Source organism: Bradyrhizobium sp. 2TAF24, from assembly GCF_052115025.1.
Lineage (GTDB): Bacteria > Pseudomonadota > Alphaproteobacteria > Rhizobiales > Xanthobacteraceae > Bradyrhizobium_A.
Genome location: NZ_JBFRFW010000003.1, coordinates 257,279 through 279,111, shown reverse-complemented (window position 1 = coordinate 279,111; position 21,833 = coordinate 257,279). Strand labels below are relative to the sequence as shown.

The following is a 21,833-nucleotide window of genomic DNA, read 5'->3' as shown; positions in this document are numbered from 1 at the left end:
ATTGAGACGATGGCGAGAGTGATTGCGGAGCGGGCCGATGTGCTGCCGCAACTGGCGGAGGTGTTTCGCGCCCATGGCTACGAGGGCGCGACGCTGGCGCTGATCTCGGAGGCGACCGGGCTCGGCAAGGGCAGCCTCTACAACTTCTTTCCCGGCGGCAAGGAGCAGATGGCGCGGGAGGTGCTGGCCGCGGTCGACGGCTGGTTCGCCGACCGCATCTACACGCCGCTGCGCGCCGCCGCGGATCCGGCCGCCGGCATTGCCGCAATGTTCGCATCCGTCGACGACTATTTTCGCTCCGGGCAGCGGGTCTGCCTGGTCGGCGTGGTGGCGCTCGGCGCCGCGCGCGATCTGTTCGCGGACGCGGTGAAAGGCTATTTCGCCGGCTGGATCGAGGCGCTGGCCGCGGCGCTGCGCAAGCTCGGCCACGACAAGACGGTGGCGCGCCAGATGGCCGAACAGACCGTGCTGGCGATCCAGGGCGCGCTGGTGCTGACGCGGGCCCTCGACGACACCAAAGTGTTCACGCGGGCGCTTGCCGCGGCGCGGGCGCGGCTGCTGTCGGAAAAGTAGCGGCACGCGCAGGGGGATGCGCGTCGCCGCCAAGGTCTGGTCCAGCGGTTTGGTCCAGCAAGGTTTAGTCGCGACCGTCGGGACGCAGGGTTCAAGCCGCCTTGTGACGGGCGATCTCGGCCTTATAGAGCTCGAGCTCCTCGGCCATGGCGCGGGCGATGCTGGGCCGCGCCCGCATGCGGGTCAGATACGCGGTCACCGCCGGATACGCCTTGAAGTCGATCATCGGGGTGGCCATGCTCCAGTTCAGCACGGTGGCGAGATAGGCGTCGGCGACGCTGAAGTGGTCGAGCACGAACGCGCGGCCATCGAGATAGCGGTTGAGGTAGTCGAGCCGCGACAGGTATTTCTTCAGCGTGTAGGCGTGCACGTCGGCCGGCGCCTTGCGGTCGAGCAGCGGCAAGAACAGCCCCTTGTGCAGCTCGGTGCCGATGAAGCACAGCCACTGCTGCAGGCGGGCGCGCTCCTGCGCATTCTCGGCGGCCATCCCAGCGCCGGGAAAACGCTCGGCGACATATTGCAGGATCGCGGCATTCTCGGTCAGCACCACGTCGTCGTCGGTGCGCAGCGTCGGCACGAGGCCGAGCGAATTGACGTCCCTGAAATCAGAGCCATCGCGCTGCACCTGCTTGGTCTTGGGATCGACCTCCAGGTAGGTCGCATCGGCACCAGCTTCGTATAGCGCGATACGGGTCGCCATCGAGCAGGCGAGGGGCGAAAAATAAAGGTCCATGACGTATCTCCCTTGAGGGTTTGCGGCGAACGGTTTGGGGTTTAATTTATGTACCGTCTCGCATAAAATAGATGCGGTCAAGGATTTCTTGCGAAATGGTACAAAAAAGAAATGGACCGCCATCCAAGCCGCCCGTCGGGGACGACGCCGCGCTGCGGGCAGATGCGGCGGCCGAAACCGCGCCCGTGCGCAAGCGCGGCCGGCCACGCGCGTTCACGCCAGAGGTGGCGCTGGCGCGGGCGCTCGACCGCTTTCGCGACGGCGGCTATGCGGCGACCTCGCTCGACGATCTCAGCGCGGCGATGGGGATCAACCGCCCCAGCCTCTATGGCGCGTTCGGCGACAAGCGCGAGCTGTTCCTGAAAGCCTATGAACACTACCGTGACGACGTCGGCGGCCAGTTCGCCACCGCGTTCGATCCGGCGCTGACGCTGCGCCAGTCGATGGAGCGCATCTTCGCGACTGCGCTCGACGTCTATCTCGCCGGCGAGCACGGTCCGCGCGGCTGTTTCACGGTGATGACGGCGGGCTCCGAGGCGATGGCGGATCCGGAGATCCGCGGCACCGTGCTGCGCGCGCTGGCGGCGACCGACAAGGCGCTGCGCAAGCTGCTCGAGCTTGCGATCGCGCGCGGCGAGCTGCCGGCGGACACCGATGTCGAGTTGCTGGTGCAGGTCGCCGGCTCCGCCATCCACACCATCGCGATCCGCGCGCGCGCCTGGACGCCGCGCGCCGACCTCGAGGTCATTGCGCGACGGGCGATCGACTTTGTGTGTGCGGGCGGCGCTGCGCCGGCGGCACCGCGCCGCTAGCTCGCGCAGCGCTCCACCAGGTTCCGAGCGAGTCGATCAGCGGCACCAGCGCGCGGCCGTGCGCGGTCAGGTCGTATTCCACATGCAACGGAAAGCCGCCCTGCGCGGTGCGCGTGACGATGCCGGCCTGCTCGAGCTTGCGCAGCTCCAGCGTCAGGATGCGGTGGGAGATCGTGGGGTTGTCGCGCCTTAGCTCGCTGAAGCGCTTGGGCCGGTCCTTGAGATAGTACAGCAGCAGCGTCGGCCAGCGGCCGCTGAGCACGCGCATCGCTTCTTCGATCGGGCAGTTCGATACGACGTCCAGCATTACCAGTATCCTGCTTCGTAACTTCGTTGTGCTCTCGGCAAGCTATGTACGAGCCCGCGACGTGAAAGGCCTCAGGGCCATGCCATGATGCGCGTGGGCCGCATCATTGCAGCAACCTCGCGTTCAGCGCACGGGTCTCCGGTTACATTTTTGTGCGTCATTTACTTCAAGCGGCGCGCCCTTAAGTTCGCGTCACGCCGCGGCGTGAACCTGACGGATTCACGGAGACATCATGACACCGACCCTACTGACGGGCTTCCCGCTGGGCAGCTCGCTCGGCCTCGTTGCCGCATTCGAATGGCTGGGGCAACCTTATCGCCTGTCGCGGGTGCACATGCCCGATGACATGCTGACCGACGCCTTTGGCCGCATCAATGGCCGGCGCGAGACGCCGGTGCTGGTCACCGCCGACGCGCCGCCGCTGAGCGAGACCATGGCGATCGCGCTCTGGCTCGAGGCCCGCGACGGTGAGCGACGCATCAGTTTTGCGCCGGGTACGGCCCAGGCCGACCGCCTGCACCAGATCGTCGCCTTCCTCAACACCGGCTTCACCGCCGCCTTCAGTCCGCTGTGGGTGGCGCTGGAGATGGCGGACGGAGACGAGGCTTACCGCCACGCGCTGCGCCGCTTCGGCCGCGACCTGGTCGGTCGCCGCCATGCCCAGCTCGAGGCGATGATCGGCGACAGCCCCTACCTGCTCGGTGACCGGCCGACGCTGGCGGATGCCGTGTTCGTCGGGGTGGCGCGCTGGGCCGATTTCCATCAGGCGATTGCGCCGGAGGCCACCCCGAAAATCCGCGCGCTGCGGGCGCGGCTCAAAGCGGATCCGGCGGTGCGTTTCGCGCTGGCGGTCGAGGATGGCGCGGCGCTGCCGGCGTCCAAGGCGATGACGGGCGTTGTTCCGCTCGCCGAGGTGCTGGCGGGCCTCGCGGACTGAGACTGCGGCGGCTCCGCATGTGCGGGGCTGCTGTCCTCGGCGGCGGAAAAACAGCCGCCCCGGGGCGCTCGCGGTCCGTGACGGATCGCCGCAAGTCATGTAAAAGCCCTTTACATGAGCTGGCATAAAGACAAGGAACCCCGCGCCGAGCGCGGCTATCACCACGGCAACCTCAAGGAGGCGCTGGTGCAAGCCGCGCTCGGCCTGATTGCCGAGAAGGGGCCTGGAGGTTTCACCTTCGCCGAGGCGGCGCGGTCGGCCGGCGTCAGCCCGGCGGCGCCCTATCGCCACTTCCGTGACCGTGACGAACTGCTGGCCAGCATCGCCCTGCGCGGCTTCGAGCAGTTCGAAAGCGTGCTGATCGCGGCGTGGGACGACGGCCGTCCCGACCTGATCACGGCCTTCGAGCGGCTGGGCCGCGCCTATCTGAGTTTCGCCCGCGACGAGCCGGCATTCTACTCGGCGATGTTCGAATCCGGAGTGTCGCTCGACGGCAACCCACAACTGCTGGCGGCGAGCGAGCGCGCCTTCGCGGTGATCCGCATGACAGCCGATCGCCTTGCGGCGCTGACACCCGCGGGGCTGCCGCGGCCGCCGGCGCTGATGGTGGCGCTGCATATCTGGTCGATGTCCCACGGCATCGCCTCGCTGTTCAGCCGCGGCGACGCGGCACGGCGCAAGCTGCCGATGTCGCCCGACGAACTGCTCGAGGCCGGTGTGCTGATCTATCTGCGTGGTCTCGGCTTTGCGACCGAGCGGCCGGCGGCGGCCGCCAAGGTCTGAGATCGGGGCCGAATCGGTCCCAAATATTCCCGATGCCGCCGGGAGGGCCCGGCTTGACAAAAAATCGCGACGGTCTATCTATGTAAATGTTATTTACATTCACAGGCGGCACTTCGCCGTCACTGGGAGAGGCAGATGTCTGACACCGCGCAATTCAGCCGTTGGGGGCAGCGCCCTGGATGGGATGATCGGCGGCACCCGCAGTTTCTCCACTCGACCTGGCATCCGGCATGGATCGCGCTGACGGTGCTCGGTTTCATCCTGTGGTGGCCGATCGGCCTCGCACTTCTTTTCTTCACACTCGGGAGCAGAAAGATGGGTTGCTGGACGCAGTACGGCCGCTGGCAGGACAAGATGGAGCGGCTGCAGTGGAAGATGGACCGCATGCGCTCGCGCATGGAAGAGCACGGCTTCGGCGGTGGCAACGGCGATGGCCGCCGCTACGGTGGCCCGTCCAGCGGCAACCGCGCGTTCGATGAGTACCGCGAGGACACGCTGCGCCGGCTCGAGGAAGAGCAGGCCGAGTTCAAGGGCTTCCTCGACCGTCTGCGGCACGCCAAGGACAAGGCCGAGTTCGACCAGTTCATGGCCGAGCACCGTTCGCGCCCGACGCCGCCGCCCAACAACCAGCCTCAGGCATAACGCCCCACGACCTGAAAGCTGTGTCGGCCGCCCGCTTGTCCCCCACAAGCGGGCGGTTTTATTGTGCGCGCGGATTCCCTGTTGCTGATCGCGCATGTCCCGTTCCGTCCGCCTCTTCGATCTCATCCAGGCGCTGCGCCGTCACCGCCGCGCCGTCAGCGCGATTGCGCTCGCCGAGGAACTCGGCGTGTCCAAGCGCACGATCTATCGCGACATCGATACGCTGATCGCGCTGGGAGCGCCGATCGAGGGTGAAGCGGGGGTTGGCTACCTGCTGAAGCCCGGCTTCATCCTGCCGCCGCTGATGTTCACCGAGGACGAGCTGGAGGCGCTGGCTCTCGGCGGGCAGTGGGTGGCCCAGCGCCGTGATGCCGATCTCGCCAGCGCCGCGGAGAACGCGCTCGCCAAGATCGCCGCGGTGCTGCCGGTGCCGCTGACCGCGTCGTTGACCAATGCCGCCCTGTTCAGCGGTTCGTCACGCGCGCAGGTGCCGGATGCGATCGATCCCGCGGTGATTCGCGGCGCCATCCGCGGCCAGCGCAAGCTGCGCGTCGCCTACCAGGACGAGAGCGGCCAGGCGACGGAGCGCGTGGTGTGGCCGATCGCGCTGGTCTATTTCGAGGCGGTTCGCCTCGTCGTCGCCTGGTGCGAGCTGCGCACCGCCTTCCGCCATTTCCGCTCCGACCGCATCAGTGAACTGGTCGTGCTCGACGAGCCCTATCCGATGTCGCGCCAGGCGCTGATCAAGGCGTGGCGGGAGAATGACCGCGGCGGTCGCGCCGCGGCCAAGCACGCCCGGGACGAGGCGCAGACTGCTGCCAGAAACTGACGCGGGTGTGGTCCATCTCCTGTGCCCCAAGACGCACAAGGAGAATCGTCATGGACCGCAGCCTCTATCGCGAACTCGACCGTCATGGGGCCCGCTATCCGGCCGCCGCCGAGTTCCGCCCCGCCGCCGTGTCCGAGGAGACCCGCGCCATTAATGATGCGGTGGCGCGCCGGCTCAGCGCCGCGAATGTCGCGGCCCGTGATCTTGCCAGCCTGCGGCGTGCCTTCGCGCGCGGCGACGGCCCGATTCCGGTGACGGCACCGTCGCCGCGCGCCAAGCTGCTGCACGCGCCGGGGCGGGGCGGTCATCTGGTGCCGCTGCGGGTGATCGCGCCGCCGGTGCCGCGTGGCGTCTACCTTCACATGCATGGTGGCGGCTGGACGTTGGGCTCGGCCGATATGCGCGACGGCGACATGGAGCGCCTGGCGGAGGCACTCGGCGTCGCCTGTATCTCGGTGGACTATCGTCTCGCCCCGGAGCATCCCTATCCCGCGGCGCCGGACGATTGCGAGGCCGCGGCGCGCTGGTTGATCGCCCATGCCGAGCCGCTGTTCGGCACGGCGTGTCTGCTGATCGGTGGTGAATCCGCCGGTGCGCACCTCGCCGCGGTGACGCTGCTGCGGTTGCGCGACGCCGGCTTCGGTGACGCTTTCGCCGCGGCCAACCTCGCGTTCGGCGCCTACGACCTGTCGATGACGCCGAGCCAGTTGCGGGTCGATCCGGCGAAGACGGTGACGACCCGGCGGGTGGGCGAACGCATCGGCGAGGCGTTCGTGCCGCCGGGGATCGACCGGCGGCATCCCGACGTCTCGCCGCTCTACGCCGACCTTGCCGGGCTGCCGCCGGCGTTGTTCTCGGTCGGAACGCTCGATCAATTGCTCGACGACAGCCTGTTCATGCATGCGCGCTGGGTGGCGGCCGGCAACCCCGCCGAGCTCGCGGTCTATCCCGGTGGCGTGCATGGCTTCACCGCCATGGGTGGCGAACTGGCGGAGACGGCGCACCAGCGCATCGAGCACTTCCTGCAGGCGGCGCTGCCGCAGGTCGATGCGCGCATCTCGCCGCCGCACACGCCGATGGCTGCGGCGGTGGACCGCCTGCTGCGCATGGGCGTGCACATGTAAGGCGTGGAGACCGCCCGTGTGCGGGCGGTCTTCGTTCAGCCGGCGGCGAAGGCGGCGATGTCGTCGCGCAGCCGCGCGGCATGGGTCACCAGCAGGCCGTGCGGGGCGCCCTCATAGGTGATCATGCGGCCGTCGGCGACATGGTCGAGCGTGCGTTGGCCGAAGGCATAGGGGATCGACTGGTCCGCGGTGCCGTGAATCACCAGCACCGGCACGTCGATCCGGCGCAGGTCCGGCCGCAGGTCGCTCATCGAGGACAGATACACGGTCTCCACCATCGCGCGCAGCGACGACTGCATCATCATCGCCATCGTCCAGTCCTGCAGGCCCGGCGATGTGTCGGCGGTGAAGAACGGCGCGGCGTTGTCGCGCAGCCACTTGGCGCGGTCGGTGAGCAGGGCGTCGCGGACGGCGTCGAACATCGCCTTGTCGATGCCGTCGGGATTGTCCGCGCTTTTCACCAGCGGTGGCGTGCCGCCGGCGACCAGCACGGCGCGCGTGACCCGCCCTGAACCGTGGCGCGCGAGGTAGCGCACGACCTCGCTGGCACCGAGCGAATGGCCGACCAGTGTGACGTTGTCGAGGTCGAGCTGCTCGATGACGCAGGCGAGGTCGTCCGACAGCGCGTCGAGGCTGTAGCCGGTGCCGTTGTCCTCCGAGCGACCATTGCCACGGCGGTCGAAGGCGATGCAGCGCAGGCCCTGCGCCGCCAGCGGCACCATCTGGTACTCCCAGAAGTCGGAGCTCATCGACCAGGCGTGCACGAACAGGATCGGCGCGCCGGTGCCCCAGTCCTTGTGGAACAGCCGCAGGCCGTCCCGCGTGGTGATGACCGGGCGCAGCGGCATCCGGGTGTCGGCGTCGGTGAAACCTGCGGTGATGACGTTCATGTGAAGTCTCCCTGGGCTGAAGGTCGACGATCAGTCAGCCACGGGCGCGCACCGCAGGCGATTACCTCACAAGTCATGAGGGACTTTCGGCGGGGTGCCGGCATTTCGCACTGGCCCCGGTGCGAGGTGGCCGTCATGATGCGCGCGGGTTCCGCCACGCCGTGCGACGGCGGCCAACACCAGGGTGGCTTCGATGATCACGCAACGCTTCGACTTCGATGGTGCCGAGGGGCAGCGTCTCGCCGGTCAGCTCGATCTGCCCGACGGTCGTCCGCGCGCCTACGCACTGTTCGCCCACTGCTTCACCTGCACCCGCAAGTCGCGCGCCGCTGTGCGAATCGCCCGCGCATTGGCGCTCAGGGGCATCGGGGTGCTGCGCTTCGACTTCACCGGGCTCGGCGACAGCGGCGGCGATTTCGCCGACACCACCTTCAGCGGCAATGTCCGCGATCTCGTCGCCGCCAGCGCCTGGATGGCGCAGCAGGGCATGGCGCCGTCGCTGCTGGTCGGCCACAGCCTTGGGGGCGCCGCGGTGCTCGCGGCCGCCACACAGCTCCCGGACATCGCGGCGGTGGCGACCATCGCCGCGCCGTTCGAGGTCGGCCATGTCACCAAGCTGTTCGGCGACAAGCTGGACGAACTGACCTCGCGCGGCGAAGCCAAGGTCGATCTCGGCGGCACGCCGTTCACCATCCGCCGTTCCTTCATCGACGATCTGCGCGCCCACGATCCCGGGCAGACCATCGCGCAGTTGAAGCGGCCGCTGCTGGTGCTGCATGCACCGCTCGATGGCATCGTCGGCATCGACAATGCGTCGGCGATCTTCCTCGCTGCGCGCCACCCGAAAAGCTTTGTGTCGCTCGACCGCGCGGACCATCTGCTGACCGGCGGAGCCGATGCCGACTATGCCGCAGAGGTGATCGCGGCCTGGGCGTCGCGCTACCTCGCGGACGCGGAGGCGGAGCATGCCACGCCGGCGGCGCCGCGCGACGACGCCGTCGTCATCGCCGAGACCGGTGCGGGACGCTACCAGGTCGAGGTGCGTGCGGCCGGCTCACGTTTCCTTGCCGACGAGCCGGTCGACGTCGGCGGACTCGGCTCGGGGCCATCGCCCTACCAGTTGCTGAGCGCCGCGCTCGGCGCCTGCACGGCGATGACGCTGCGCATGTATGCCAACCAGAAAGCCTGGCCGCTCGACCGCGTCAGCGTCACCGTCACCCACGCCAAGCGCACCGAGGAGCCGCGCGACGTGTTCAGCCGCGAGGTGGTGGTGGAGGGGGCGCTCGATGCCGCCCAGCAGGACCGGCTGATCGAGATCGCCAACAAGTGTCCGGTCCATCGCACGCTGGAGCGCGGCGCGGCGGTCGAGACCCACAAGGGGACGATCCCGCCATTGCCGATGGCGTCGGAGCCGCCCGAGCAGCACTTCAGCGACATGGAGAAAACGTGCAAGGAAGAGGCCTGATTCTGCCAGGATACACGTGATGACCGACAAGACCGATCCGCCTGAGAGCAAACTGACCCGCAGCAAGCAGAAGTGGGCGGAAGAAGGCCGCTTCCTGACCGGGCGCACCGCGCGGCCGGAGGAGGAGAGGCTGCCGCCCGGGCAGCATCTCACCCGCGACTGGCCGGTGCTCGATCTCACCGGCGCGCCGGACATCGCGCCGGAGCGCTGGCGGCTCGTGGTCGACGGCGCGGTCGAGAACCCGGTGTCCTGGGACTGGGCGCAATTTCTCGCCCAGCCGCAACGCCGCTTCATGTCCGACATCCATTGCGTCACCACCTGGTCGCGCTACGACAATGTCTGGGAGGGCCTCGCCACGCGCGATCTCCTGGAGATCGTGGGGCCGAAGGACGAGGCCGGCTTCGTGGTGCTGCACGGCTACGACAACTACACCACCAACCTGACGCTGGCCGATTTCGCCGCGCCCGACGCGCTGCTGGCGCACCGCTGGAGCGAACAGCCGATCAGCGCCGACCATGGCGGCCCGCTGCGCCTCGTGGTGCCGCACCTTTATTTCTGGAAGAGCGCCAAGTGGCTGCGCCGGATCGAGTTTCGCCGCGTCGATGCGCCGGGCTACTGGGAAGTCCGCGGCTACCACAACCGCGGCGATCCCTGGCAGGAGCAACGCTATTCCGACGACCCCTGAGGCCGGCACCGCCGCGGTCCCCCGCAGCGGACCGCCCAATCCTGCATCGGCGGCATGCAGGGCGGGCCGGTGCCCTTGCGCGGCGGGCGGGGAGGGGGCATCTGCGGTGGGGGTCTGTGCCGCGGCGGCGCGACCCGGCCTCGCCACCGGATCATCGGAAAGTCTGACCTTTGCCCGCCATCTCCATTCTCGACCTCGCGCCCGTGCCCGCCGGAGCAACGCCGGCGATTGCGCTGAAGAACACCCTCGACCTCGCCCAGCATGCGGACGAATGGGGCTACCAGCGCTATTGGCTTGCCGAGCACCACAACATGGTCGGGATCGCGAGCGCCGCCACTGCGGTGGTGATCGGTCATGTCGCTGGTGGCACCAAGCGCATCCGCGTCGGGTCCGGCGGCATCATGCTGCCGAATCATGCGCCGATGGTGATCGCCGAGCAGTTCGGCACGCTGGAATCGCTGTTCCCGGGACGGATCGATCTCGGCCTCGGCCGCGCGCCCGGGACCGACATGCGCACCTTGCGGGCGCTGCGCCGCTCGCCTGACAATGCCGACAACTTTCCCCAGGACGTACTGGAGGTGCAGGCGTTCTTCGCGCCGGCGCAGCCGGGGCAGGGCGTGCGCGCCGTGCCCGGTGCCGGGCTCAACGTGCCGATCTGGATCCTGGGCTCCAGCCTGTTCGGCGCCCAGCTCGCCGCCATGCTCGGCCTGCCCTATGCCTTCGCCTCGCATTTCGCACCCGATGCGCTGATGCAGGCGCTGGACATGTACCGCGCCCGTTTCGAGCCGTCGGAGCAGTCACAGAAGCCTTACGCCATGGCCGGGATCAACGTGATCGCGGCCGACACCGACGAGGAGGCACGCTTTCTGTTCACCTCGGCGCAACAGAGCTTCACCAACATCTTCCGCAACGCGCGTGGCCAGTTGCCGGCGCCGATCCCGGACATCGAGACCTACTGGACACCGGAGGAGAAGGTGCAGGCCTCCGGTATGCTGCGCTATGCCTTCGTCGGATCGCCCGAGACGGTGCGGCGCGGCCTGACGCAGTTCATCGCGCAGACCGGCGTCGACGAGGTCATGGTGGCTTCCGCGATCCATGACCATCGCGCGCGCCTGCGCTCCTATGAGATCCTGGCCGATATCGCCATCCGCCAGCCGCTCGATATTCCCGCCGCCACGAAGGCCGGCTGAGGATGACCGGGTGTTGTCCCGCCGGCGCGGGGGTGGCACAGTGACGGCCATGATGCAGCGATCGGCCAGGACGCAGCGGCGAGGCGTCTCGCTTCGCGCCTGGTGGCGCACCTCCCCGGCGCGCCACAGCGCTATGGCGTCGGACAAGATGGCTTAAGGCGATCGCGCGCCCTGCGGCGATCGATGCCGCCCTTTCCTGACATTCTCGCCGCTGCTCCGGCGCTCCGCGCTGTGCGGCGGCTCATCACACGAAGTGTCCAGCCATGCCGTCTGCCGTTTCCGCTGTCGTTGCCCTGCCTGTCGCGTTGCTCGCCTGGATCGGCCGTCAGGGCGTGTGGGGGCTGGCGGCCATTGTCGTGATCGGGGTGGTGTGCCCGCCGCTCGGCACGATGATGAAGCCCTATGTCAGCGAGGCGATCTTCATCCTGCTCTGCATCTCGTTCATGCGGGTCGACGGCGCCGCGCTGCGCGGCTATCTGCGGCGTCCCGGCCTGATCGCGGCGGCGACGGCGTGGAATGCGATCGGCGTGCCGCTGCTGGTCGGTCTCGCCTTCGTGCTGACCGGGCTGAACCTGCGCGCGCCCGAGTTGTTTCTCGGGCTGATGCTGCAGATGGTGGCGTCGCCGATGATGGCGGCGCCGGCGCTCGCGACGCTGATGGGGCTCGATGCGACGCTGGTGCTGGTGACGCTGGTCACCTGCACCGCCTTGCTGCCGCTGACGGCGCCGGCGTTTGCGATGGTGTTTCTTGGCGACGCGCTGAAGCTGTCGCCGCTCCTGCTCGGCGCCAAGCTCGCGGCGCTGCTCGGCGGTTCGTTGTTGGCCGCAGCCGTGCTTCGCCGCGTGGTGGGCGCCGCCGCGATCCAGCGCCACCGCCAGCCGATCGACGGCGTCAATATCGTGGCGTTGCTGGTGGTGGTCGCGGGCATGATGGAAACGGTGGCCGCCGAGTGGCTCGCCGCGCCCGGGCGGATGCTGCTGCTCACCGCGCTCGCCTTCGCGGTGTTCCTGGTGCTGCTCGCGGCCACCGTCGCGGTGTTTCGCCGGACGAGCCGCGATGTTGCGCTCGCGCTCGGGGTGATGGCGTGCCAGCGCAACATGGGCCTGATGCTGGCCGCCGCCGGCGGCGTGCTGCCCGGGGCGACATGGTTGTATTTCGCGCTCAGCCAGTTCCCGATCTACCTCTCGCCGCTGCTGCTGCGGCCGCTGGTGATGGCGGGAACCGGCACCGGGACGGCGGCTTCGGGATTGGAAAACAAGGCCGAATCCGCCGGTTAGGGCCGCAGCCTGCCATTTTACCGAAGTATGGGCCCGCTAAAGTAACGTCGCATTAACCACGATGAGCGTTTGGTGGGAGGGCGAAAAACCGCGCCGACAGCCCTTGTTTTGACATGTTGCCGGGGAAAGTGGGGGCAGCTCCGTGATGGGCTTTTCCCATGCGACATGAAGGACTTGGTGTTCGGCCGTGGTTGCCGCGCGTGCCAGCGTCGCTGCCCGCCGGGATTTCGCGAGGGACAATTTGAGAGGATACTGCCGATGAATCCAGCCGACGTCGCTCAGTCGGCTCTGCCGATGGCCTCGGCCGACGTGTCGCTGATCGCCCTGTTCTGGCAGGCTCACTGGATTGTGAAAGGCGTGATGCTGGGCCTTCTCGGCTGCTCCGTCTGGGTGTGGGCCATCGCGATCGACAAGATCTTCCTGTTCGCCCGCACGCGCCGCGCCATGGACCGGTTCGAGCAGGCATTCTGGTCGGGGCAGTCGATCGAGGAGCTCTATCGCGGCCTCTCCGCCAAGCCGACCTATTCGATGGCGGCGCTGTTTGTCGCCGCGATGCGCGAATGGAAGCGCTCGTTCGAGAGCCAGGCGCGGTCTTTTGCCGGCCTGCAGATGCGGATCGAGAAGGTGATGGACGTGTCGATCGCCCGCGAGGTGGAGCGCCTGGAACGGCGCCTGCTGGTGCTGGCGACCGTCGGCTCGGCCGGCCCGTTCGTCGGCCTGTTCGGCACCGTCTGGGGTATCATGTCGAGCTTCCAGTCGATCGCCGCGTCCAAGAACACGTCGCTGGCGGTGGTGGCGCCCGGCATCGCGGAGGCGCTGTTCGCCACCGCGATCGGCCTTATCGCTGCCATTCCGGCGACTATTTTCTACAATAAGTTCTCCTCCGAGGTGAACCGCCAGGCCCAGCGGCTGGAAGGGTTCGCCGACGAGTTTTCCGCGATCCTGTCGCGGCAGATCGATGAGCGGGCGTAAGGCCTGGGGAGGCCGGCGTCCGTGCAGGACGGGGTGGTCGTGTGGGACCAGCGTGTTGGGATAACCGTGGCCGAGGGTAGTCTCTGATGGGGATGAGCGCAGCAGGTGCTTCTGGTGGCGGGCGGCGGCGTGGCCGCGGCAGCCGGCGTGCCCATGTCATGGCCGAGATCAACGTCACGCCGATGGTCGACGTGATGCTGGTGCTGCTGATCATCTTCATGGTGTCGGCGCCGCTGCTCACCGTCGGCGTGCCGCTCGACCTGCCGCAGACCCAGGCCAAGAGCCTCGACAACGACAAGGAGCCGTTGACGCTGTCGGTGAACCTCAAGGGCGAGGTCTACCTCAACGACACCCAGATCGCAGTCGACGACCTCGTGCCCAAGCTGAAGGCGATCACCGAAACCCGCAACGGCATGGACGAGCGCATCTTCGTGCGCGGCGACAAGAAGGTGGACTACGGCACCGTCATGAAGGTGATGGGCCGGCTGTCGTCGGCGGGGTTCAAGCGCGTGGCGCTGGTGACCGAGGTCGAGCAGGGGAGCTGAGGTGAAGATCGGCAAGGTCCAGATCGACAAGACTCTGGTTGCCTCCGTGGCCCTGCACGCCGCTGTGCTGGGCTGGAGCATCGTGTCGTTTTCGACGCGGTCGCTCGAGGCGACGCCGGTCGAATCGATGCCGGTCGATATCATCTCCGCCGATCAGCTCTCCAAGATCACCGCCGGCTCCAAGTCCGGCAAGAAGGACAATCCGAAGCCGCTGGTGGAGAAGGTCGCGGATGCGACCCCGCCGGAGGACGATCCGGTCGGCAAGATCACCGAGAAGAAGGAAATCGTGACGGCGGCTTCCCCCGAGCCGCCGCCGAAGCCGGCCGAGAAGCCGGTGGAGAAGAAGCCCGATCCGCCGAAGCAGGCCGTCGAGAAGAAGGACGAGCCGAAGCCGGTCGAGAAGCAGCCGGACCCGAAGGTCGACCCGATCGCCGAGGCGCTGAAGAAGGACAATAGCAAGAAGCCGCCGCCGAAGCCGGAGGCGAAGGCCGCGCCGCCGCAGCCGCCCAAGCCGAAGCAGGACTACAAGTTCGACCAGAGCAAGATCGCCGCGCTGATCGACAAGCGCGAGCCAACCCGCCATGCCGTCACCGGTGCGGCGCTGAACGCGTCCGCGTCTCTTGGGGAGGCCCGTGCCAACGCACAGACGCTGTCACAATCGGAGATCGGGGCGTTCGTCTCGCGTGTCGCGAGCCTTTGGAACGTGCAGCCCGGCGGCGATCGTCCTGAGGAATTGTTTGTGTCGGTACGGATCGTGCTGACCCGTGAGCGCAAGCTGGCGTCTGCCCCGCAGATCGTCTCGCGCATCACCTCGCCGCGGATGCAGGCCGCCGCGGACGCTGCAGTGCGGGCGGTGCTGCAGGGACAGCCCTACACGATGCTGCGCGACGAAACGTATGACGTGTGGAAAGACATGGTCATCGATTTTGATCCGAAAACGATGTTCAGAAGCTGACTTTTGATTGGAATGAACTGACGATGTCTGTGCTCGATTTTTCGCAAATGACGAGGCGAGGTGTGCTGGCTGGTGGCGTTGGAGCCGCAGCCGGGCTGATGCTGCCACACTGGGCTTCGGCGCAGACACGCCTGAAGATTACTGAGGGCAACGTCGCGCCTCTCGTTATCGCCATCCCGAACTTCATCGCTGGCTCGCCCGCCGACGGCGAGGTCGGAGCAGGGGTGACCCAGGTCATCACCAACAATCTCAGGCGTAGCGGGTTGTTCGCCCCGATCGACCAGGCGGCATTCATCGAGAGGATCTCGAGCATCGACGTCGCGCCGCAGTTCCAGAACTGGCGCACCCTCAATGCCCAGGCGCTGGTGACCGGCCGCATGACCCGCCAGCCCGACGGCCGGCTGAAGGCGGAGTTCCGCCTGTGGGACGTAGTGTCGGGCCAGCAGATTGATGGCAAGCAGTACTTCACCTCGCCGGAGTATTGGCGGCGCATCGCCCACATCATTTCCGATCAGATCTATGAGAAGCTGACCGGCGAGAAGGGCTATTTCGACAGCCGCGTGGTGTTTGTCGACGAGAGCGGCCCGAAGGAGCGGCGCGTCAAGAAGCTGGCGCTGATGGACCAGGACGGCGCCAATGTGCGCTATCTCACCCGCGGCGCCGACCTCGTGCTGACGCCGCGGTTCTCGCCCTCGACCCAGGAAATCACCTACATGGAGTTCGGCCAGGGCGACCCGCGAGTCTACCTGTTCAATGTCGAGACCGGCCAGCGCGAGATCGTCGGCAACTTCCCGGGCATGTCGTTCTCGCCGCGGTTCTCGCCGGACGGCCAGCGCATCATCATGAGCCTGCAACAGGGCGGCAACTCGAACCTGTTCGTGATGGACCTGCGCTCCAAGTCCACCACACGGCTGACCGACACCCCGGCGATCGACACCTCGCCGTCCTATTCGCCGGACGGCCAGCGCATCTGCTTCGAATCCGACCGCGGCGGCAAGCCGCAGATTTACGTGATGCCGGCCACCGGCGGGGCAGCGCAGCGCATTTCGTTCAGCAAGGATGGGGGCGGAACGTACTCGACCCCGGTCTGGTCGCCGGCCGGCGACTACATCGCCTTTACCAAGCAGGGCGGCGGCCAGTTCGCGATCGGCATCATGAAACCGGACGGATCCGGGGAACGCATCCTGACCTCCGGCTTCCATAACGAAGGCCCGACCTTCGCGCCCAACGGCCGTGTCGTGATGTTCTTCCGCGACCAGGGCGCGGGGCCGTCGCTGTTCACGGTCAACACCGACGGCCGCAACGAACAGCGCCTGCCGACCCCGGGGTTCGCCTCCGATCCGGCGTGGTCGCCGCTGTTATCGTAAACGAAAACGCAAGAATCTTTGGAAGCCCACGCGGTGTACTGGGCAAACATTGCCTATGGCGCTGATTTAATGAGCATTTTTGGCGCGTTTTGGTCGTGTGAATACCACTCGGTAACGATGTTCCCTCAGGAATGCTTCATGAGCGCACGCTAAGACTGGCCGGGTCGACACCCGCGCAGACGCGAATCCATGCAGCTTGCCGAACTGAAACAGGAGCCGAGCGAAAAGACGCTGACGCCCGCGATCTACGCGGCGCTGGTGGATTCGCTGTTTCAGAACTCGGTGGCGATGTTCGCCGGCGCGCTGTGCGCCGCCATCGCCGCGGTCATGACCGCTTACAAGACCGGTAACAACCTGCTGTGGCCGTGCGCGCTGCTGATCATCGCGGTGGGCACCTTCCGCGCCTTCGACATGCAGCACTATGCCAAGCGCACCATGCCGCTGGACCCGTCCAGCGCGGAGCGCTGGGAGAAGCGCTACCGTTTCGGCGCCGGGCTCTATGCCAGCGCGCTCGGCATCTGGTGCCTCGTGGTGCTGCTCGGCAGCGACGATCCGGTCGCGCATATGCTGTGCACCGCGGTCACGGTCGCCTACACCGCCGCCGGCTCGGGCCGCAACTATGGCCGGCCCGGCATCGCACAGTTGCAGATCATCCTCGCCTGCGGGCCGATGTCGCTGGCGCTGCTGTTGCACGGCGACGTCTATTATGTCGGCTTTGCGTTCCTCAACCTGCTGTTCTTCATCGGCCTGCGCCGCATCACGCTCAGCCTGCAGCAGGTCTATGTCAAGGCGCTGGTCGCCAGCGAACGGGTGACCTCGATCGCCGGCCAGTTCGATACCGCGCTCAACAACATGCCGAACGGCCTTTGCATGTTCGGCCCCGACGGCCGCCTCGCGGTCATGAACAACTGCTTCACCGACATGCTGCGGGTGTCGAGCGAGCTGGTGCACCGCGGCGCCACCGTGCGCGAGCTCGCAGCCGCCTCCATTGTCGCCAAGACCCTGTCGGCGCCGAGCGCCAATGCCATCGTCGCCGAAATCGAGGCCTCGCGCGCCGGCAACATCACCACGTTCGATCCGACCATCACGCCGGAGCGGGCGCTGGAATGGACGGTCCAGCCGATGGCCGGCGGCGGCACCGTCGTGCTGGTGGAGGACATCACCGAGCGGCGCAACGCCGAGGCGCGCATCAACCGCATGGCGCAGTTCGACGAGCTCACCGGGCTGCCGAACCGCCTCAATTTCCGCAACGAGATCCAGCGCCTGCTGGCGGCGCCGACCGGCGGGGAGGCCGTGCTGTCGGCGCTGCTGTTCATCGATCTCGACCAGTTCAAGCAGGTCAACGACACCCTCGGCCATCCCTGTGGCGACCGCCTGCTGTGCACGGTCGCCGACCGGCTGCGCGAGATGTTGCGGCCGGACGATTTCGTCGCCCGCTTCGGTGGCGATGAGTTCGTCGTGTTCCAGCCACGCATCAAGTCGATCGAGGACGCGGCGACACTGGCGCGGCGGGTCGTCAACCGTCTCAGCGAGCGTTACGAGATCGACCAGCATCTCGTCGAGATCGGCGCCAGCATCGGCATTTCGACGACGTCGTCGAGCGGCGCCAATGTCGACGTGCTGCTCAAGAACGCCGACATGGCGCTGTATCGCGCCAAGGGCGACGGCCGCGGCACCTTCTGCTTCTTCCGCGAGGAGATGGCGCAGGTGGTGGAGACGCGGCGCACCCTCGAACTGGAGCTGCGCAACGCGCTCGCCAACGAGGAGTTCGAGCTGTTCTACCAGCCGCTGGTCAACCTGAAGACGGGCCGCATCTCGACCTGCGAGGCGCTGCTGCGCTGGAACCATCCGGAGCGCGGCTTCGTGCCGCCGTCCGACATCATTCCGGTCGCCGAAGACATGGGCCTGATCGTCGATCTCGGCCGCTGGATCCTGCGCAAGGCCTGCATGGAATGCATGCAGTGGCCGTCCGCGGTCAGTGTCGCGGTCAACTTCTCGTCGCAGCAGTTCCACCGTCGTGACGTGCTCAGCGACGTGCGCTATGCGCTCGAGGTCTCGGGCCTGCCGGCGCACCGCCTTGAAATCGAGATCACCGAATCCTCGCTGCTGCGCAACACCCAGTGGACGCTGGACGTGCTGGCGCAGCTGCGCGCCGCCGGGGTGCGGATTTCGCTCGACGATTTCGGCACCGGCTATTCCAGCCTCAGTTACCTCAACAATTTTCCGCTGCAGAAGGTCAAGATCGACCGCTCGTTCCTCGAGGGCATCGACAAGGATCGCCCGCTGACGCTGCTGCGTGGCGTCGCCCGGCTCAGCGCCGACCTCGGCATGAGCGTGGTGGTCGAGGGGGTGGAAACCAACGACCAGCTGGAACTGATCGGGATCGAAGGCACCATCACCGAGGCCCAGGGTTACCTGTTCAGCCCGCCGGTGCCGATCCACCAGATCCGCCAGCTGCTCAACGCCTCCCATGGCCGGCGCCCGAAGGAAGAGCCGGTGGACGCCGAGCCCACCCGCTCACTGGCCTGAGGCGCGCTCCGGACAAGGTCCGTCGCCCCGGCCCCGATTCATGAATTTTTAATGTCGCGTTTTTGCTATTTTAAGGATTAACCCTAAACATATACGACCTTTGCGCGTGCGTTAAGAAACCGTTAACATTTTACCCGGTTCCAGGCTGGGAAGGCTCGCAATCATGCGAGGACATGCAGTGGGCGTTGTCGTGCACGCGAATAAAAATCCTCAGGACCGTCACTTCGATATCCTGAATCACGTCGACTATCGCCTGGCCGAGACGGACGCGGAAAAGGAAGACATCTACCAGATGCGCTATCGCGCCTACCTCAACGAGGGCGCGATCGAGCCGCGGGCCGATGGCCGGCTGACCGACAGGTTCGACGATCTGAAGAACTCCTGGACGTTCGGTATCCATATCGACGGCGTGCTGGCGAGCTCCATCCGCATCAGCGTGGCCACCCCGGACAATCCGGTGACGCCGGCGGTCGACGCCTTTCCCGACCTGCTGGAGCCGGAACTCGCGCGTGGCAAGATCATTGTCGACCCCAATCGTTTCGTCGCCGAGCCGGCCCGCGCCCGCCGGTTTCCCGAGCTGCCCTATGTGACCGTGCGGCTCGGCTACGTCGCATGTGCCTATTTCCAGGCCGACCTCGGCACCGCCACGGTGCGCAAGGAGCACCAGGCGTTCTACCGCCGCGTGTTCCTGCAGAATCCGCTGTGCGAGCCGCGGCCCTATCCGACGCTGACCAAGCCGCTCAGCCTGATGGCGGCGGAGTATGCCGTGGTCCGCGACAAGATCTTTGAGCGCTATCCTTACTTCCGCTCGACGTTCTTCGAGCGCCGCATGCTGTTCGAGCGCAGGCATGCCTCGCCCACGGATACGATTGTCAGTCTGCCCGAGCCGGCCATGAACGTGGCCTCGATCGTGCCCCGCGGCTAGGCGGGAGGGGACGGCTGGCGGCGCGTGCCGCCCGGGTCATGGCATAGGGCTTGCTTCGAACGGTCCACCGACCGAACCGAAGGGCTCCCGCATCATGACCACTGCCGAAGTTGCCGCCGCGCCGCTGCCCGCCAAGCCGACGCCGCTCTACAAGTCCCTGTTCGCCCAGGTGCTGGTGGCGCTGGTCGCCGGTATCATCATCGGCATGGCCTGGCCCGACGTCGCGATCGGGCTGAAGGTCCTCAGCGACGGCTTCCTCAAGCTGATCTCGATGATCGTCGCTCCGATCGTGTTCTGTGTCGTGGTGCATGGCATCGCGGGGGCGGGCGACCTGCGCAAGGTCGGCCGGGTCGGGGTCAAGGCTCTGGTGTATTTCGAGGTGATGACCACGCTGGCGCTCGCGCTCGGCATTGTGCTCGCCTATCTGTTCGGCCCCGGCCACGGCATGAACATCGACACCGCGGCGCTCGATCCCAAGGCGCTGGCGAGCTACGCCGACAACGCCCACAAGCTGCAGGGCGGCGGGATCGGCGCGTTCATCCTCAACATCATTCCCTCGACCTCGTTCGATGCGCTCGCCCGCAACGACGTGCTGCAGGTGCTGTTCTTCGCGGTGCTGTTCGGCGTCAGCCTGTCGCTGGTCGGCGACAAGGGCGCCCCGGTCGGCAAGGTGATCGAGGCCGCGGCGACGGTACTGTTCAAGGCGATGAGCCTGATCGTGAGGCTGGCACCGCTCGGTGTGCTCGGGGCGGTGGCCTATACGGTCGGCCGCTATGGCGTCGGGTCGCTGAAGCAACTGGTCTCGCTGGTGGTGCTGTTCTATGCCGCGGTCCTGGTGTTCGTGCTGGTCGTGCTCGGCGCGGTGATGCGGCTCGCGGGGCTCAGCATCTTCAAATTCCTCGCCTACCTGCGCGAAGAGCTGACCATCGTGCTGGCGACCGCGTCCTCGGACGCCGTGCTGCCCCAGGTGATGCGCAAGCTCGAGCGAATGGGCGTCAAGGAGTCGGTGGTCGGCCTCGTGGTGCCGACCGGCTATTCGTTCAACCTCGACGCCTTCTCGATCTACCTGACGCTTGCGGTGGTGTTCATCGCCCAGGCGACCAACACACCGTTGTCGGTCGGCGATCTCCTGCTGGTGCTGGCGATCTCGCTGGTGACATCGAAGGGCGCGCATGGCGTTCCCGGGTCGGCCATCGTCATTCTTGCGGCGACGCTGAGCGCGGTTCCCTCGATCCCGGCGATCGGGCTCGTCCTCGTGCTGTCGGTCGACTGGTTCATCGGCATGGCACGCGCGGTCGGCAACCTCATCGGCAACTGCGTCGCCACCGTCGTGATCGCCGCATGGGAGAACGACCTCGACCGCGACAAGGCGGTGCGGGTGCTCAACGGCGAGGCCGCTGTCGACCTCTGATCCCGCGCGATACGGTTCGCTGGCTTGAAAACACTGCAGTTCCCGGCGCGATGCGCCGGGGTGCGTCGTCGCGGTCACAGCCCGGCGCATTCCGCATTCCGGTGAGGTCGCTTCCCTCGCGCGCCATATTTACGACCCATTAACCATCGCAATTGCTTTACGCCGACCGGGGGCTTTTGAACGGGCTTGGCAAGGTCTCATCAAGGTTGACGGAACGTTCGTTTAACCATCGCCCTGTAGACCGGGTCCTGGATCGGTAAAACGTGAGCGTGGAGGCTCCGGAATGATGAATCAGATGCGTATCCTCCAGGGGCTGAAGCTGGCTGCTGTGCTGGTTGTCGCGCTGTCGATGGGTGCCTGCGCCAACAAGAACGGCCTCGATGGCGCCAATGGCGGACTCGCCAATGCGGCGACGCCGGGCAGCCAGCAGGATTTCGTCGTCAATGTCGGCGACCGCGTGTTCTTCGAGAGCGATCAGACCGACCTGTCGCCGCAGGCGACCGCGACGCTCGACAAGCAGGTGCAGTGGCTGCAGACCTACAGCCGCTACTCCTTCACCATCGAGGGCCATGCCGACGAGCGCGGCACCCGTGAGTACAACATCGCGCTCGGCGCCCGTCGCGCCCAGTCGGTGCGCTCGTACCTGGCGTCGCGCGGCATCGACCCGAGCCGTATGCGCACCATCTCCTACGGCAAGGAGCGCCCGGTCGCGGTCTGCAACGACATCTCCTGCTGGTCGCAGAACCGCCGCGCCGTCACGGTGCTGAACGCCAGCTCCTGACGTCGTCGGCGCAATCGATCGCGACACGAGAACGTGACCGGCGCCGCAGGGCGCCGGTTTTGCGTTGGCAGGGCGGTGCGAGCCGTCACGCCCTTTGTCAA

22 protein-coding genes are annotated in these 21,833 nt (G+C 67.0%); 19 read left to right on the top strand and 3 right to left on the bottom strand.

Translation table 11 applies throughout. From position 1 onward, the window contains the following. Positions 1 to 9 precede the first annotated feature (9 nt). A complete protein-coding gene (locus AB4Z37_RS07180) occupies positions 10 to 573 on the top strand; it encodes a TetR/AcrR family transcriptional regulator (RefSeq protein ID WP_441516011.1) in 564 nt (187 codons plus the stop codon). 91 nt (positions 574 to 664) lie between these two features. On the opposite strand, the gene AB4Z37_RS07175 is transcribed toward AB4Z37_RS07180, so the two are convergent. Then, positions 665 to 1,306: a glutathione binding-like protein gene (locus AB4Z37_RS07175; protein ID WP_441516010.1), complete on the bottom strand. Its 642-nt coding sequence runs from the start codon at positions 1,304 to 1,306 to the stop codon at positions 665 to 667. A gap of 95 nt (positions 1,307 to 1,401) precedes the next feature. On the opposite strand from AB4Z37_RS07175, the gene AB4Z37_RS07170 reads away from it, so the two are divergent. Further along, positions 1,402 to 2,118, top strand: a complete 717-nt coding sequence (locus tag AB4Z37_RS07170; RefSeq protein ID WP_441516009.1) for a TetR/AcrR family transcriptional regulator — start codon at positions 1,402 to 1,404, stop codon at positions 2,116 to 2,118. Here the strand turns inward: AB4Z37_RS07170 and AB4Z37_RS07165 are convergent. After that, positions 2,051 to 2,425, bottom strand: coding sequence for a winged helix-turn-helix transcriptional regulator (locus tag AB4Z37_RS07165; protein WP_441516008.1), 375 nt, complete (start codon positions 2,423 to 2,425; stop codon positions 2,051 to 2,053). The genes AB4Z37_RS07170 and AB4Z37_RS07165 overlap by 68 nt on opposite strands. A gap of 232 nt (positions 2,426 to 2,657) precedes the next feature. On the opposite strand from AB4Z37_RS07165, the gene AB4Z37_RS07160 reads away from it, so the two are divergent. The 5 genes from AB4Z37_RS07160 to AB4Z37_RS07140 all read left to right on the top strand — a co-directional run bounded on the left by AB4Z37_RS07160 (position 2,658) and on the right by AB4Z37_RS07140 (position 6,740). Beyond that, the gene (locus AB4Z37_RS07160) at positions 2,658 to 3,362 is read left to right on the top strand and encodes a glutathione S-transferase family protein (protein ID WP_441516007.1); all 705 of its coding nucleotides are present in this window, start codon (positions 2,658 to 2,660) and stop codon (positions 3,360 to 3,362) included. A gap of 114 nt (positions 3,363 to 3,476) precedes the next feature. Beyond that, positions 3,477 to 4,145, top strand: a complete 669-nt coding sequence (locus AB4Z37_RS07155) for a TetR/AcrR family transcriptional regulator (RefSeq protein WP_441516006.1) — start codon at positions 3,477 to 3,479, stop codon at positions 4,143 to 4,145. A 135-nt stretch (positions 4,146 to 4,280) separates the two neighbouring features. After that, positions 4,281 to 4,787, top strand: a complete 507-nt coding sequence (locus AB4Z37_RS07150) for a DUF2852 domain-containing protein (RefSeq protein WP_441516005.1) — start codon at positions 4,281 to 4,283, stop codon at positions 4,785 to 4,787. Positions 4,788 to 4,881: 94 nt separating this feature from the next. Beyond that, positions 4,882 to 5,616 (top strand): helix-turn-helix transcriptional regulator, encoded by a 735-nt coding sequence (locus AB4Z37_RS07145; RefSeq protein ID WP_441516004.1) that lies wholly within the window; start codon positions 4,882 to 4,884, stop codon positions 5,614 to 5,616. Positions 5,617 to 5,666: 50 nt separating this feature from the next. After that, the gene (locus tag AB4Z37_RS07140) at positions 5,667 to 6,740 is read left to right on the top strand and encodes an alpha/beta hydrolase (protein WP_441516003.1); all 1,074 of its coding nucleotides are present in this window, start codon (positions 5,667 to 5,669) and stop codon (positions 6,738 to 6,740) included. 35 nt (positions 6,741 to 6,775) lie between these two features. Here AB4Z37_RS07140 and AB4Z37_RS07135 read toward each other — a convergent pair whose 3' ends face one another. Next, positions 6,776 to 7,630 (bottom strand): alpha/beta fold hydrolase, encoded by an 855-nt coding sequence (locus tag AB4Z37_RS07135; protein WP_441516002.1) that lies wholly within the window; start codon positions 7,628 to 7,630, stop codon positions 6,776 to 6,778. Between the two features lie 193 nt (positions 7,631 to 7,823). On the opposite strand from AB4Z37_RS07135, the gene AB4Z37_RS07130 reads away from it, so the two are divergent. From AB4Z37_RS07130 to pal, 12 genes are all read left to right on the top strand, one after another. Further along, positions 7,824 to 9,095: a bifunctional alpha/beta hydrolase/OsmC family protein gene (locus AB4Z37_RS07130; protein ID WP_441516001.1), complete on the top strand. Its 1,272-nt coding sequence runs from the start codon at positions 7,824 to 7,826 to the stop codon at positions 9,093 to 9,095. Positions 9,096 to 9,114: 19 nt separating this feature from the next. Further along, positions 9,115 to 9,780 (top strand): sulfite oxidase-like oxidoreductase, encoded by a 666-nt coding sequence (locus tag AB4Z37_RS07125; protein WP_441516000.1) that lies wholly within the window; start codon positions 9,115 to 9,117, stop codon positions 9,778 to 9,780. A gap of 170 nt (positions 9,781 to 9,950) precedes the next feature. After that, positions 9,951 to 10,970 carry an LLM class flavin-dependent oxidoreductase gene (locus tag AB4Z37_RS07120; protein ID WP_441515999.1) on the top strand — a complete coding sequence of 340 codons (1,020 nt, stop codon included), beginning with the start codon at positions 9,951 to 9,953 and terminating at the stop codon, positions 10,968 to 10,970. 263 nt (positions 10,971 to 11,233) lie between these two features. After that, positions 11,234 to 12,247, top strand: a complete 1,014-nt coding sequence (locus AB4Z37_RS07115; RefSeq protein ID WP_441515998.1) for a Na+-dependent transporter — start codon at positions 11,234 to 11,236, stop codon at positions 12,245 to 12,247. A 258-nt stretch (positions 12,248 to 12,505) separates the two neighbouring features. Then, complete coding sequence (tolQ, locus tag AB4Z37_RS07110; RefSeq protein WP_441515997.1) at positions 12,506 to 13,219, top strand: protein TolQ; 714 nt, start codon at positions 12,506 to 12,508, stop codon at positions 13,217 to 13,219. Positions 13,220 to 13,305: 86 nt separating this feature from the next. Beyond that, a complete protein-coding gene (gene tolR / locus AB4Z37_RS07105) occupies positions 13,306 to 13,764 on the top strand; it encodes a protein TolR (protein WP_441515996.1) in 459 nt (152 codons plus the stop codon). 1 nt (position 13,765) lies between these two features. Further along, on the top strand, positions 13,766 to 14,719 hold the full coding sequence (locus tag AB4Z37_RS07100) for a protein TolA (protein WP_441515995.1): 954 nt from the start codon (positions 13,766 to 13,768) through the stop codon (positions 14,717 to 14,719). Between the two features lie 98 nt (positions 14,720 to 14,817). Next, positions 14,818 to 16,086 carry a Tol-Pal system beta propeller repeat protein TolB gene (gene tolB / locus AB4Z37_RS07095; protein WP_441516145.1) on the top strand — a complete coding sequence of 423 codons (1,269 nt, stop codon included), beginning with the start codon at positions 14,818 to 14,820 and terminating at the stop codon, positions 16,084 to 16,086. Positions 16,087 to 16,275: 189 nt separating this feature from the next. Then, positions 16,276 to 18,615: a putative bifunctional diguanylate cyclase/phosphodiesterase gene (locus AB4Z37_RS07090; protein WP_441515994.1), complete on the top strand. Its 2,340-nt coding sequence runs from the start codon at positions 16,276 to 16,278 to the stop codon at positions 18,613 to 18,615. A gap of 163 nt (positions 18,616 to 18,778) precedes the next feature. After that, the gene (locus tag AB4Z37_RS07085) at positions 18,779 to 19,540 is read left to right on the top strand and encodes an N-acyl amino acid synthase FeeM domain-containing protein (protein ID WP_441515993.1); all 762 of its coding nucleotides are present in this window, start codon (positions 18,779 to 18,781) and stop codon (positions 19,538 to 19,540) included. A 94-nt stretch (positions 19,541 to 19,634) separates the two neighbouring features. Beyond that, positions 19,635 to 20,951 carry a dicarboxylate/amino acid:cation symporter gene (locus AB4Z37_RS07080; protein ID WP_441515992.1) on the top strand — a complete coding sequence of 439 codons (1,317 nt, stop codon included), beginning with the start codon at positions 19,635 to 19,637 and terminating at the stop codon, positions 20,949 to 20,951. 283 nt (positions 20,952 to 21,234) lie between these two features. Continuing rightward, the gene (gene pal, locus AB4Z37_RS07075) at positions 21,235 to 21,732 is read left to right on the top strand and encodes a peptidoglycan-associated lipoprotein Pal (protein WP_441515991.1); all 498 of its coding nucleotides are present in this window, start codon (positions 21,235 to 21,237) and stop codon (positions 21,730 to 21,732) included. Positions 21,733 to 21,833 lie beyond the last annotated feature (101 nt).

Excerpts from the sequence above, each read along its gene's own strand:
- AB4Z37_RS07175 (WP_441516010.1), bottom strand. The coding sequence starts at position 1,306 with ATGGACCTTTATTTTTCGCCCCTCGCCTGCTCGATGGCGACCCGTATC.
- AB4Z37_RS07125 (WP_441516000.1), top strand. The coding sequence starts at position 9,115 with ATGACCGACAAGACCGATCCGCCTGAGAGCAAACTGACCCGCAGCAAG.
- AB4Z37_RS07140 (WP_441516003.1), top strand. The coding sequence starts at position 5,667 with ATGGACCGCAGCCTCTATCGCGAACTCGACCGTCATGGGGCCCGCTAT.
- AB4Z37_RS07155 (WP_441516006.1), top strand. The coding sequence starts at position 3,477 with ATGAGCTGGCATAAAGACAAGGAACCCCGCGCCGAGCGCGGCTATCAC.
- AB4Z37_RS07130 (WP_441516001.1), top strand. The coding sequence starts at position 7,824 with ATGATCACGCAACGCTTCGACTTCGATGGTGCCGAGGGGCAGCGTCTC.
- AB4Z37_RS07085 (WP_441515993.1), top strand. The coding sequence starts at position 18,779 with ATGCGAGGACATGCAGTGGGCGTTGTCGTGCACGCGAATAAAAATCCT.
- AB4Z37_RS07170 (WP_441516009.1), top strand. The coding sequence starts at position 1,402 with ATGGTACAAAAAAGAAATGGACCGCCATCCAAGCCGCCCGTCGGGGAC.
- AB4Z37_RS07145 (WP_441516004.1), top strand. The coding sequence starts at position 4,882 with ATGTCCCGTTCCGTCCGCCTCTTCGATCTCATCCAGGCGCTGCGCCGT.
- AB4Z37_RS07135 (WP_441516002.1), bottom strand. The coding sequence starts at position 7,630 with ATGAACGTCATCACCGCAGGTTTCACCGACGCCGACACCCGGATGCCG.
- AB4Z37_RS07160 (WP_441516007.1), top strand. The coding sequence starts at position 2,658 with ATGACACCGACCCTACTGACGGGCTTCCCGCTGGGCAGCTCGCTCGGC.
- AB4Z37_RS07080 (WP_441515992.1), top strand. The coding sequence starts at position 19,635 with ATGACCACTGCCGAAGTTGCCGCCGCGCCGCTGCCCGCCAAGCCGACG.
- AB4Z37_RS07150 (WP_441516005.1), top strand. The coding sequence starts at position 4,281 with ATGTCTGACACCGCGCAATTCAGCCGTTGGGGGCAGCGCCCTGGATGG.
- AB4Z37_RS07180 (WP_441516011.1), top strand. The coding sequence starts at position 10 with ATGGCGAGAGTGATTGCGGAGCGGGCCGATGTGCTGCCGCAACTGGCG.
- AB4Z37_RS07090 (WP_441515994.1), top strand. The coding sequence starts at position 16,276 with ATGCAGCTTGCCGAACTGAAACAGGAGCCGAGCGAAAAGACGCTGACG.
- tolR (WP_441515996.1), top strand. The coding sequence starts at position 13,306 with ATGGGGATGAGCGCAGCAGGTGCTTCTGGTGGCGGGCGGCGGCGTGGC.
- AB4Z37_RS07165 (WP_441516008.1), bottom strand. The coding sequence starts at position 2,425 with ATGCTGGACGTCGTATCGAACTGCCCGATCGAAGAAGCGATGCGCGTG.
- tolQ (WP_441515997.1), top strand. The coding sequence starts at position 12,506 with ATGAATCCAGCCGACGTCGCTCAGTCGGCTCTGCCGATGGCCTCGGCC.
- tolB (WP_441516145.1), top strand. The coding sequence starts at position 14,818 with ATGCTGCCACACTGGGCTTCGGCGCAGACACGCCTGAAGATTACTGAG.
- pal (WP_441515991.1), top strand. The coding sequence starts at position 21,235 with ATGATGAATCAGATGCGTATCCTCCAGGGGCTGAAGCTGGCTGCTGTG.
- AB4Z37_RS07115 (WP_441515998.1), top strand. The coding sequence starts at position 11,234 with ATGCCGTCTGCCGTTTCCGCTGTCGTTGCCCTGCCTGTCGCGTTGCTC.